The organism is Tepidibacter sp. Z1-5 (assembly GCF_037844525.1).
GTDB lineage: Bacteria > Bacillota > Clostridia > Peptostreptococcales > Peptostreptococcaceae > Tepidibacter_A.
In genome coordinates, this window is the sequence record NZ_JBBMMD010000009.1 from 76,088 (window position 1) to 88,714 (window position 12,627).

Annotated in this window: 13 protein-coding genes and 1 riboswitch; of the genes, 2 read left to right on the top strand and 11 right to left on the bottom strand. The window is 26.4% G+C overall.

Features of this window, described 5'->3' with window-relative positions:
- Positions 1-54: 54 nt before the first annotated feature.
- The 6 genes from WJW32_RS02320 to WJW32_RS02345 all read right to left on the bottom strand — a co-directional run bounded on the left by WJW32_RS02320 (position 55) and on the right by WJW32_RS02345 (position 7,176).
- Positions 55-2,076, bottom strand: a complete 2,022-nt coding sequence (locus WJW32_RS02320) for a methyl-accepting chemotaxis protein (RefSeq protein WP_340254388.1) — start codon at positions 2,074-2,076, stop codon at positions 55-57.
- A gap of 283 nt (positions 2,077-2,359) precedes the next feature.
- A riboswitch (cyclic di-GMP riboswitch) is annotated at positions 2,360-2,448 on the bottom strand.
- A 135-nt stretch (positions 2,449-2,583) separates the two neighbouring features.
- Positions 2,584-2,808, bottom strand: a complete 225-nt coding sequence (locus WJW32_RS02325; protein ID WP_340254391.1) for a hypothetical protein — start codon at positions 2,806-2,808, stop codon at positions 2,584-2,586.
- A 209-nt stretch (positions 2,809-3,017) separates the two neighbouring features.
- On the bottom strand, positions 3,018-3,434 hold the full coding sequence (locus WJW32_RS02330) for a hypothetical protein (protein ID WP_340254394.1): 417 nt from the start codon (positions 3,432-3,434) through the stop codon (positions 3,018-3,020).
- Between the two features lie 462 nt (positions 3,435-3,896).
- Positions 3,897-4,109, bottom strand: coding sequence for a hypothetical protein (locus WJW32_RS02335; protein ID WP_340254397.1), 213 nt, complete (start codon positions 4,107-4,109; stop codon positions 3,897-3,899).
- 74 nt (positions 4,110-4,183) lie between these two features.
- A complete protein-coding gene (locus WJW32_RS02340) occupies positions 4,184-5,023 on the bottom strand; it encodes an AIM24 family protein (protein ID WP_340254400.1) in 840 nt (279 codons plus the stop codon).
- Positions 5,024-5,940: 917 nt separating this feature from the next.
- Entirely contained in the window at positions 5,941-7,176 is a 1,236-nt protein-coding gene (locus WJW32_RS02345; protein ID WP_340254403.1) for a stalk domain-containing protein, read from the bottom strand.
- A gap of 511 nt (positions 7,177-7,687) precedes the next feature.
- On the opposite strand from WJW32_RS02345, the gene WJW32_RS02350 reads away from it, so the two are divergent.
- The gene (locus WJW32_RS02350) at positions 7,688-8,125 is read left to right on the top strand and encodes a hypothetical protein (RefSeq protein WP_340254406.1); all 438 of its coding nucleotides are present in this window, start codon (positions 7,688-7,690) and stop codon (positions 8,123-8,125) included.
- Positions 8,126-8,257: 132 nt separating this feature from the next.
- Here the strand turns inward: WJW32_RS02350 and WJW32_RS02355 are convergent, their stop codons facing one another.
- Positions 8,258-8,425 carry a hypothetical protein gene (locus WJW32_RS02355; protein ID WP_340254409.1) on the bottom strand — a complete coding sequence of 56 codons (168 nt, stop codon included), beginning with the start codon at positions 8,423-8,425 and terminating at the stop codon, positions 8,258-8,260.
- 97 nt (positions 8,426-8,522) lie between these two features.
- A complete protein-coding gene (locus WJW32_RS02360) occupies positions 8,523-9,530 on the bottom strand; it encodes an FAD-dependent oxidoreductase (protein WP_340254412.1) in 1,008 nt (335 codons plus the stop codon).
- A gap of 21 nt (positions 9,531-9,551) precedes the next feature.
- Between WJW32_RS02360 and WJW32_RS02365 the strand changes: the two genes are divergently transcribed.
- Positions 9,552-10,022, top strand: a complete 471-nt coding sequence (locus WJW32_RS02365; protein WP_340254415.1) for a helix-turn-helix transcriptional regulator — start codon at positions 9,552-9,554, stop codon at positions 10,020-10,022.
- A gap of 250 nt (positions 10,023-10,272) precedes the next feature.
- Here the strand turns inward: WJW32_RS02365 and WJW32_RS02370 are convergent, their stop codons facing one another.
- From WJW32_RS02370 to WJW32_RS02380, 3 genes are all read right to left on the bottom strand, one after another.
- Complete coding sequence (locus WJW32_RS02370; RefSeq protein ID WP_340254418.1) at positions 10,273-10,440, bottom strand: hypothetical protein; 168 nt, start codon at positions 10,438-10,440, stop codon at positions 10,273-10,275.
- Positions 10,441-10,656: 216 nt separating this feature from the next.
- Positions 10,657-11,358, bottom strand: a complete 702-nt coding sequence (locus WJW32_RS02375; RefSeq protein ID WP_340254421.1) for a hypothetical protein — start codon at positions 11,356-11,358, stop codon at positions 10,657-10,659.
- 112 nt (positions 11,359-11,470) lie between these two features.
- Positions 11,471-12,627 (bottom strand): transposase (locus tag WJW32_RS02380; RefSeq protein ID WP_340254424.1); only part of this gene is annotated, 1,157 nt, incomplete at its 5' end.

Consider the following 12,627-nt stretch of genomic DNA (forward strand, 5'->3'; position numbering starts at 1 on the left):
GCAAATAAAAAACTTAGCTGTATTAAATACAGCTAAGTTTTTTATTACATACTCTTAATTTAATTTAAATATTTGTATGATTTCTTCAAGCTCTCTTGACATATTTGCTAATTCTTCTACCGATCTAGTTATTTCTTCTATAGTTGCAGATTGTTCTTCACTTGAAGCAGCTACTTCTTCTGTGTTTGCTGCTGATTCTTCTGAAATAGACTCTATTTCATCTACTAGATTCACAATATTTTCTGCATTTTTATTTACTTCTAGTATATTTTTGTTTGCTATATCTAATTTATCTTTTGTTAAATCGAATCCTTGTATTATTTCTTTTAAAGAAATTCCTACTTCTTTTACAACTAATTCTCCTTTTTCAGTTTCTTTATTACCTTCTTCCATTGATACAAGAGCTTTTTTAGTATTTTCTTGAGTTTTATTTATTAATTTTTTTATATTATCTGATGATTTAATTGATTCTTCAGCAAGTTTTCTTATTTCATCCGCTACGACTGCAAACCCTCTTCCAGATTCACCGGCTCTAGCAGCTTCAATCGCTGCATTAAGTGCAAGTAAATTTGTTTGATCTGCTATATTATTTATAACTTGTACTATATTTCCTATTTCATCAGATGTTTTTTCAAATTCATTCATTATATTAGATGTATAATTTACACTATCTTTAATTGCATTCATCTGTTTTATCATATTATCCATTTTTTCTCTACCATCTAATGCTAATTCACTTGTATTATCTGCATTATCTACTACATCATTAATTTCATCATTAATTTTTTCTATATTACAAACTACTTCTTTTATATTATTTGAAACTAATGTTGTTGATTTAACTTGTTTTTCTGCTCCATTTGCTACATCTTGAGTTGACATAGCTATTTGCTCTGAAACTGCGGAAGCCTGCTCAGCTGCTGAGAATAGTTGCTGAGAATATGATGATACATTCAGTGCAACATCTTGAATTTTGCTTGTTATATTCCTTAAATTATTTATCATTTTATTAAAGCTATCTGCTAATACTCCCACTTCATCTTTACTTTGAATATTTATATCTTGCGTTAAATCCCCATTTGAAACTTTATCTGCTACTTCAACAAGTGTTTTTAATGGATTTGTTATCTTTTTTATTAATAAAGCTATTATAATTCCTCCAACTATAAAAGAAATAATTGCTATAATTATAGATTTAACCAAGAGCATTTTTAATGCATTATTTATATGTTTCATAGATATACCTATATCTACAGCTCCTATATGTATTCCATCTTTATACAAAGGAACCAATACATCATAAACTTCTTCTCCTTGATAATTATATTTAGATGAATACGCCTTACCTTCAATAGCTGCAGTTTTACTTCCTTCATCATTTAACTCTATTCCTATTCTCTCTTTATTACTATGAGCCACTGCTTTTAAATTTTTATCTATTACAAGAGCATATGCAATATCTTCTTGATTTGCTATTCTTTCAACTTTTTTTTGAATATCCATTGATGATTTTAATTCTTCTATTTTATTGGCTAATATTCCCACTTGAATAAAACCACCATTTTCTAAAGCTACAGCTCCATATTTATAATAATCATCTGAATCCTCACTTTTTCTTATTTCTTCAATTACTTCTTTTTTTTCTCCTCTTATTATAGCTTGTACAGCACTATCTTCTGGATAGCCCTCTCCTACATATTCTTCAAAATTTGAATATAATGTTATTCCTTTTGAATCCTGTATGTTTATCTCTGATACTCCTGTAAGCTCTGCTATTTTGACTAAAAGTTCATTGGATATATTAGGATTTTGACCTATAATTTGACCTACAGTTTTTATTTTATCTGTTAAAAGAGATTCTATCTGATTTAAAGCTAAATTAGTAGTTTCAATTTCATTAGCCATAGCTTCGACTAACTCCATACCCATTTTTTCCGTTTCGTTTATCATTTCTTTTTTTATACTACTTAAAGAAACTCCAGCTAATATTGATATTGTTACTAAAAATACAATCAAAGTCGTTGTTATAATTTTAAATGATATAGAATTATTTCTAAATTTTAATATTTTCTTCATATTTCATCCTCCCAATATTATATCTTTTCTTTTTATGTTTTTAATTAGTACTTGCATTTTATTTTAAAATCAGCACTTCACACCTAAATCACATTATATTTCGACATTTTTTTTAAACACTTTAATGTTTTTAAAATATTAATTATAATTTTTTTAAAAAATTATATTCTTCATTTCTAAAATTCAAAATCAAGCACACTTATTTTGTTAAAAAACAAAAGATGCCTATGATTATAGACACCTTTACTTTAACATTTTTTAATATAATATTTATATTATATGCTTGGGCAAACTGGCAATCATAGGATTTTATAATCCCTTAGACCCATATCTTTGCGTCCTTATCTTTCGATAAGTTTGCTAGTATCGTCATACATTCACTTTTTATTTCATTTCAAAATTACAACTTCACCTTTAAATTGTATCACATTTTGGCATAATTCCCCACGTTTTTTTATTACTTTTAACGTATTTTTAACATTAATTATCTATATTTTTTAAATTATACTATTTTTTTTCAAGCATACCACTTTTTGATAAAAATTTTTTAATTTTTTTAAGTCCATCTATGTCTGAATCCTTTATTTCAGGATTAAAATCATACCAATTATACATCTGTTTTACATCTTCTCTTGAAAGTCCAGTTTCCTGTAAAGTTATCTTAAAGGATTCTTCTAAATTATTCTCTATATACTCAACACTATTTTTTTGAACCTTTAAAAATTTCTCCACAATTTGTGGATGCTCTTTTACTATTTTATCACTCTCTACAACTACAATAGTCCCATCAATTAGATTTTCTCCAGTTGTAACTATTTTAGCTCCACCTTTTATAGCTTTTAAAGCTGCTGGTCCTGCTACCAGTGCTGCATCTAATTGAGAATACCTACCTTCTTAATTTTTTCATACAATATATATAAGTTCATTGTATACAAATGTTTTTAAAACCCTTGTTCCTTTAACCACGCTTCTGCTTCTTGTAAAGTATTAACAATTTTAGGCTCTAAATTATTTTTAGCTTCTTCTAAATGATCTTTTTTTTCTATATGCCCACCTACTACTAAAACCACTTTTACTAAATTATTTTGTGCAAGCCACTCATTATGTTTTTTTATTTCTTCTTCTATTAAAGAAATTTTATAATAAACAGCATTATTGCATATAGCAAAGGGTTCTCCTTTTAATAAAGGTATAACTTTTTCTTCATACAATTTATGAAAAAGCTTAAAATTATCTTTTTGCCATACACCAGAAGGCTTTTCATATACTATATTCCTTTTTGTATCTACCATTACATAACTATGTCCATTCAAAAAATCTAGATAAAATTCTTTTACGTTATTTTCTTTATTGTTCATTACTTATTCACCTTATAAATTCTGTAATTTTTTTATACATTACTAAATGATTTACCTTTTTCTCTTAAAAACTTTTCATCAATAAGCATAACTTTTAAATCTTTCTGTGTCATCTTTTCTTCGAACGCTTTATCTATTCTATTAATTCTTATCCCTATGTATCCTCACCTATATTTTAAATCATACCAGAACATTAGTTCTTTAAAAATATAATAGTTATCCTTGGAGGTATTTTATGTATACTAATGATCAACTTCAAATAATTATAAATTCTTTAGACTTTTCAATTGATAGATTAGAAAATCATCTAAAGTATAGTTCTAACTATCTGTAAATTGAAGAAAAGAAAGATATACAATCTGCTATTAAAGATTATAAACAAATACAATTAAAAGCAGAGTGTGTTTTAGAAAATAATGAGATTGTAAAAAATTTAGGAAATAATGTTTAAAAGATAGCTTTTTATAAACTACTTTTATCATTATCTCTATTTTCTTTCATTATATTCAAAGTTTCCAACAAACACTCACCTTGTGTTCCATAATTATTTATATAATGATATACCATTTGTTCTAAATATGCCAATTCATCCTCATCTAAAGTATTAGCATTATTTATTAGGTTAGAAATTCCACTAAATATAGAAAAATCTACTCCTGCATTTACATCTTTCATGTCAATACCTCCCTATATTTATTACCTATAGTAGTATTGACTTGTTTAAGGTATATATACATGGAAATATGAGATTATGCTTTAGTATTTGATTTTCCTGCAGGATTAGTCATTCCGTAAAGCCCAGAATTAGTTAAATTATTATAAACATACTTTGTTGGTATAAGCCATACTTTTCCTGTTCCTCTAAATACATTTAATAATCCTTCTCCACTAGTTGCAGAACCTATTAATGATTTAGAAGATGTTTCAACTGTAAAATTAACATTTCCAGTTCTGAGTATAGCAAAGTTTCCATCCACCTTTAATGTTTCATTATTTAATTCATACTCTATTATTTCCTCTTTAGGTACAGGTACTTCAAGAACTACAAGACCACTTCCATAAAGTTTAGTTTGAAAAAGTCCCTCTTGACCAAGTAGTGCTGATGATACATTTTTTTGCATAGCTGCTCCAACTTCTACAGTATCTTCACAAGCATAAAACACTCCATCATCAACAATAATCTCTTCATTTTCAAGTTCCACAATCACATAGTGACCAAAACTAGGTTCTAAATAAATTTCTCCTGTTCCTGAATATTTTGGTTTAAATGTTGTTTCTCCTGTCACGCTTCCTTTTAAGAACTTTTTACCAAGCCCCATAATTCCTCCGATTTTATTATTCATTTCTATATTACCTTTTAAATAACTTAAAGCTCCTCCTTCTAACCTAATTTGAGTATTATTTAAAGTTATTTTCACTTGTCTAAGTTTAATATTTGAATCTTTCATAAAAGATAACATTATTGCACTTGATACATTACTTCCCCCTCTTAATTCTTCAAATTCTAAAATTTCAATAGATACATTTTCATTATCCATTGTTTCTATTACTTTAATATTATTTTCATTATTATTAATATTAGCTTTCATAAATCTGCCCCCTTATTTTTTCAAATAGTTCTACATAACATTTTATTTATTATATCACAAAACATTAATACTATTATTTTTTCATATAATACATCTGTATCAAAACAACTTATAAAGTTATATATTATTTCCTGAGAAATATTTATTTATTATTCTTAATTTTTCGAATATTCTTAGTTATAGTTCTATATTTACCTAAAGTAGCTACCAGGTTGCCCTAATCTTCTTTTCATATTTCCCAATCCAATTTTTAAAGATAATCTTATCTAGATCCCAGTCAGCTGTGCTATCATTATCTATCTTCCAAGTTTCTCTTTCTTCGTCCTCTACTTTTAAAACCATATCTGACAATCTATAAAAATGTAGTAAAAAATAGCAAGATTATATTAAATGATTTGTCTCAATCAGATTTGTCAAAATCAACTGGATTAAGCGAAGAAGCTATACAAGGACATAAATGTAATTGTATTCACCCAAGTAGAAAAGACTTAGATAAGTTTTTGATTTAAATTATATATGTTCTAATGGATATTCTAAATTTTTATATTGATTTTTTTAATAAAATATCTAAATAAATATATAAATACTACAAATATATACTCGTTTGTTAATCCTTTATAAAATTTAAAACTAATTTAAAGGTTTTTGAGTTTTTCTATCTAATTATACACTTTATGATATAAATATTTTCTGTACAAAGAATGTTTATATCAACATCAAAAAATACACTACATGCTTTATGAGTAGTGTATTTTCATTTATATATATTTTTTTTAATCTATCTATTATTTATACAAGCTATTTTACTATCTGTATCTTGAAATTCCTTCATAAGAGCAAACCCATTTTCTATTAAAAACTTTTCAGCAATAAGCATAATTTTTGCTTTTCTTATACATGTATAAAGGACTCAAATATCATTGCCCAAATTCTAAAATCAAATCTAATCCAACTACACCTATGAATTTTCCATTTTCATAAATACCCTTTGTTATAGTAATCACTTTATTACCACTAATAATGTCTGTATATGCCTCTGTAATATATTCTCCTTCTTCCTTAGTATGTCTGTACCAAGTTCTTCTTCTAGCATCATAATCCTCTGGGAACTCCATATATGGTTCTATACACACTTCTCCTGTTTCTTTTGCAAAATATATGTACAGTATTGATTCATCTGCAGTATTTTTTATAAAATCAATTAATAATTCTTTAATATTTTCTGAATCAGCCTTATTGTTTATTTGTTGGCATAATAAATTCAATTTTTCTTTTGCATCTGATATTTTCAAATTATATTCTTCGTTTATACTTTTTTCAATTGGTTTTACATAGTTTTGTGGATCGACATACTTCCCATGTACTCTAACTTCAAAATGTAGACAAGGTCCTGTTGCTCTACCAGTAGATCCTGTTTTTGCTATTTTGTCCCCTTCTTTTACTTGACTCCCCTCTTCTACAAGCAGTTCACTACAGTGTGCATATATTGTAACAATGCCTTCTCCATGATCAATAAAGACTACATTACCATATCCTCCAACTTCTTTAGCTAGTATTACCTTCCCCCCTGCCGAAGCAACAATTGTACTTCCTTCTTTAGCTGGTATAGCTATACCTGTATATATTTTTTTACCCTTGATTTTTGGTATATAATATGACCTTCCAAAATAAGCACTTATCCTATTACAACTCGGTACAGGCCAGGTCATTTTTTTAGTTTCAGATGTTTCTATTATAATTCTTTTATTTTCAGCATCCCAATCTACATCTCCACCAAATGTTTCAGTAACAAATCTTATCGGAACTAAAGTTGTTCCATTTACGACTTTAGGAGCCACTTCTAAAGTAAATTCTTCATCCTTAATCTTTGCTATAAAGCTATCTAGCTGCAAACACACATTAATATCATCCTTCACTGCAGATACAGATTTATCTTCGCTATTCCATATTACAGTTGCTCCTAATGCTTCAAAAATAGTCCTCATAGGGACAAGAGTTGTTCCTTTTTCGTTAATTGGCTCAACAGGGAATGTCATAACTTCACCATTTAATATTATTTCATTAATATCCTTTGCATATATTACACCTGTAAAAAGTAACATAACACATATTGATATTAATAATATTTTCTTCATTGTTATGATAACAAACATAAGAATTCACCCCTTTGTCAGAAACATATGCTTTTCCACGTCTGTAACATCTCCTTGTGCAAAAATCTTTTCCAAGCCTTTCCTCATCGTGTTGCAAGTCACAAAATAAAATATCATATACCATTTCTTTATTGTTGACCTTCTTTATTATACAACCAGATAGAGCATTTAGTCTTGAAAAATGGGAAATATCAAAAGAATAATACCCGTTTGTTAATATTTCAGGCTTGTATTTAAGCATAGACAGCAAAGAATTGTTTCCAACAGAATTTAAAATAACATTACAAAATTTACTTTTTTTTTGGATAATAACAATGATAATTTCATTTTATTTACTTTATATTCTTTAGGCAACTTACTTATACTCATTTTTCATCACCTCTACAACAATAAATTTCACCCTTTACATTTATTGTATATTTTATCATATAACAACCTATTATTTAATACTTTGTATAAATATAGTATTATATATATGAAGCAAATACATAACATTATGGAGGTTGCATTTATGTTAAACATCTCAAATAGAAAACAATATACATATTTACTTAAACACTCTATTACAAAATGTACTGAATTTATTTTGGTTGTTGTACCTGAAATAGAATTAAATACAAATGGAGCAAAAGTATTAGATAGATTAAAACCATATTTAAAAGAAAAAAAGAAAGGCTATGAATGGCCTGGTACTCAAAGGTTTGAAGATGGAGATCCTGTAACTATATATCACTATTCTTTAAATGAACATTCCATAAACATATTACTTCAATCTGCTGATAGTTTATATTCTTGGGTACAGCCTAATCTACCAGAAGATTTGTGTTTCATCAAAGAAGATGGTTCTGTTTGGGTGTATACTTCTTCTCATGAGGAAATGAGTTGGGTTGAAGATGAATCTGATGAAGAGCTTAATTTTATAGAAAATATTAATAATTTAGCTAAATAAACTTTAATAGTTATGTTATCGTGTATATAATCAGAAATACTCTGTCCGTATGATCCTAGCAAGATAGCTAAAATCGTGTTTATACATAACTAGCATCATTTCTAATACTATCCATAGCAGTTTTTCCTTAATTTATCTATTCAATTCTTTAACTAAAACTTCTTTTCCTTCAAAAGCAATTCCAATCTCTATTATATTTTTTATTCCTTTGTCTACTAATTCCTGTCTATAATTTCTATCTTTTATTTTGTTACTTGTAAGTTGTTTCCCTATTATTTGTTCAATCTTTCGATGGAGCAAATGTAGCCTCAAAAATTACTGTTCATAAATGCTACCTTTAGCTTAATAGACAAAAAAGAAGCCATGGCACCTAATCAATGCCACAGCTTCAACTTCTTCAAATCAATCTCTCATCGTATATATTCAAAAGCCCAACCTTCTTAATTCTTTCATACAATACATCAGGATCTGTTGTATATAAATTTCTTGCCTTCATTCTTTCAAAGAAAATAGATCCTGCGAAGGTGAATCTCAATTTATCTCCTCCTTCTTTATGCATCATTTCATTTGCATAAGATACTATATCGCCAATAACTGTATTTGCAGGAAGCTGTAACAGAGGAATTCCTATCGTATTTCTAACACTATTATGCCCCGCTAGAGACCCTGTGCATATAGCTTCTGTATGACCTACATAAAGCCCACATTTTTCTCCAGCAACAAATAAGTTGTTAAGACCTATAACCTTTAAGTTATTATCTCTTGGAGCAATAGATAAATATCTTATAGAGTTACCTATACCCGCTGAATACGGATCTTCAAATTTGACATTTTCAAACCCCTTTATCCTTCTAAGCTTTTCTAAAGGATAAAAAGGAGCCATTAATTTTGCGTGTCCTGTATCTAGAAGAACCAGATTTTTAGCAAATGCCTCCAATGCATACTGCTGACATACCTTTATATCTAATTTTTCTTCATTAATTTCTTCTTTTGGAAGTGGTATTATACAAACCCCATTTTTATTTAGTTCCTCTCTTATTTCATCACTTAAAGATTCTTTATTGAGTTTTATAGATCCACTAAAAGCACCATATGTTCCGTTTTTTCTCTTTCCAATTATATCTTCTATACCACATTTTTTAGTAATACTAACTCTTCCACCAAACGAAGGACATCTTAAGACACACATAGAACAACCATTACCATACTTTAAGCAATTTCCCATCGGACCTGTTGATCCTGTAGTTTCTACAAATGAATCAGCTATAATATTAGTATCATTATCCAATTTTATATATTTAATAGTTTTATCTTCAACATGTGCATCTACAACTCTTGTTCTAAAGATTATCTTTATTCCCATATCTATTATTTTATTTCTAACTGCGCTCTCTATAAGTGTCACATCGTATAAGCTGGCGTGAGCATGGTTGATAGTATTGCGACAGTACCAAAGCATATTAACCTTAAACTAAAACCTGAAAAACCTGAAACATATGAACTTTCAAGTTCTGATACTATTGGAGAACGTATTAAAAAGCTTAGAATGAATAAAAATCTAAAACCTAAACAATTAGGTGACTTAATAAATATTACTGGTTCTGGTATAGCCAATTATGAAAGTGGTGTTGCATATCCTTCAAGAAAGGTTTTGATTAATCTTGTAAATGTTTTAGGAGAAGAAGTTCTTTGTGATAGTTATTCTAAATTTATTATAAAAGATTATGGAGATATTCTAAAGAACTGGAGAGAAAAAAATAAACTTACAATTCATGCAGCTACTAAAATATTAGGTATATCTGAAAATGCATATATAGGTTGGGAAAAACAAAATACAATTATAAGCAGAAAAATCTACTACAAACTCATTCACTATTTCAATGAAATAGATAAATAAATAAAAACTATGAGCATTAACCTATACTATATTAATATAAGAAACTAATTATCCTAATTTCAAACCCAATACATACTTGCTAATTATTTGTAAAATTTCAAATTTATTTAAAGGTTTTTGAGTTTTTTTGTCTAATTATACCTTTTGTGATATAAATATTTTCTGTGCAAAGAATCTTTATATCAACATCAAAAAATACACTACTTATATTATAGGTAGTGTATTTTCATTTATATATGTATTTTTAATTCTATTTATTATTTATCAAAGCTATTTTAGTTACTACATCTTCAAATTCCTTCATAAGAGCAAATCCATTTTCTCTTAAAAACTTTTCAGCAATAAGCATTACTTTTAAATCTTTCTCTGTAATCTCTTCTTCAGACTCCTTATTTATTTCATTAATTCTTCTCCCCATATATCTTCACCTCTATTTTAAATTATAACAGAACATTAGTTCTTTTAAAATATAAATTTTTATTATATTTTTTCTATCAATGCTAATAATTAAAATATAAAATTTGGCCATGGAGCTTTTTATATATAACAATAATCAACTTAAAATAATATTAAAACCTATAACAAAAAACATTTTTCAGATATGCAGTATACTAACTATCATGGAAAACATTTCTTAAATAGTTTTAACATAAAACTTAATCTTATCATTTTCAATTTTAGGCTCGATATAATATTCTACAATTTTGTCATTAGAGTTTCTATATTTAATTCTCATTTCAACCGAAGATATATAACTACTTATTATTTTTATATCTTTTTTGTTATTTATTAAGTCTAAATGTTGTTTCAATATTTTTTCTCCATTAACTATATCTAATACTTTGGTATTATTTCTATTTAAAAATACATAATAAGAATGATTTATCAAATAAAATCTACCTTGTTTTTTACCATCATTAAATCCTTCATTTATCCATCTCACATTATTTACATGTTTTCTTAATAATTTAGTTAAATTTATATAGTTTTTAGGCTTATTTTTATATTCTTCGAGTTCCCATAAAGTATCATAATCGTATCTATTGTAATAATCCCATAGTATATATCTATATTTATAATCAATAACTTTAGTAAACGCAATAAATAAAAATATCGCAATCAAAATTTTTAATATAATCTCTTTTTTATGTTTTAGGATTATTTTTTTATAGTTTAAAATACATATTAATATTATAGTAAATGGTATGCCTATAAGGTGAAAAAATGGAAGAAAGCCTACTCCGTATAATTCTTTACTCATTTGAAAAAAATATATAATATAAAATATTAGAAAAAATAATACATTTATTAAATTAAAAATAAAAATTTTTTTCATGAATATTACTCCTTTTAAACAATTTTAATATCATTAAATCTGTCTATACTATAGAATACACTAAAATTATCTTTTATAAAAGTTATGGTTCTTTCCACTGTTAGTTGAATAATTAAGTTGATTCAATATATAAAACCTTATTTTTTAACATTTCAAAACTATTTCTTCCATACATTATACGTTTAATTACTTTTAATTTATTGATACTTCCTTCCGCTAATCCATTGTTATATTCATATTTAATTGAATTTTTAACAGCTTCAATATCTCTTTTTATACCATTTATAAAAGAATTTATGTATGAATTATTTAGTGATTTTGCTTCTACAATCCAATTTGTAAGATTTTCTACGTTTTTTTCTTTTAGCAATAACTTAAACTTACTGATAAGCTCTATAATTTTTATATAAAATGGATATTTTTTATTTATAATTTCTATTGTCTTTTTATCTAATTCAGGTATACTTTTTAGAGATTTATATAGACCTCTTAATAAAATACTTCTTTTTATTGTAATTATTTTATTTCTAAAACTTTTAGGATTACTATTAAACTCCTTTTTTAACTTGGAACAATAATGTCTTAGATTTGAATTAGATCCTTTATATCCTTTTCCTGATATAACTCTATATATCGCAGCCATGCTAATTCCCTTGCTTAACATATCTTTTATTTCTATTTTATATTGATCTAGTATACTTAATCTTCCTTGACGAGTATATTTTGGGGTATATAATGGATCGATATATTTTTTAACAGTTCTTCTATCTACACCCAGGATTTCGCTTATTTTAATTAATGAATATTTTTCTTTATTCAATTCTCTAGCTTTATTAATTATTAGATTTTTTTGTTCCCTTTTTATTTGTTGTCTTTTTTCTAATGTATTTAAAAAATAGTCATTGAGATCTTCTGTGCTTAATTTTATCAATTTATTGTAAGTTTTAATATTTAAATTAAATTGTTTGCATGCTAATGACTTAGAAATTCCACTTTCTATTAATTTGCTTACCTCTTTCCATTTGGCTTCTAATGTTAAATATTGAATTTGATTTTCTTCAGCTTTTTTACCAGAGCATTCTTTTATTTCATCAATTACTACATTTACATTAAATTTTGTTTTTAGATATGTTTTACAATACTCTGTCAAATTTTTTAATAGATGAAATCTATCACTTACTTGTATAGCTTTTGGGTGTGCTAAAGATATAGCATTTTTATATACTATTGAACCATCTCTTGAAATAACCTTTAAATTTTCATATGTAC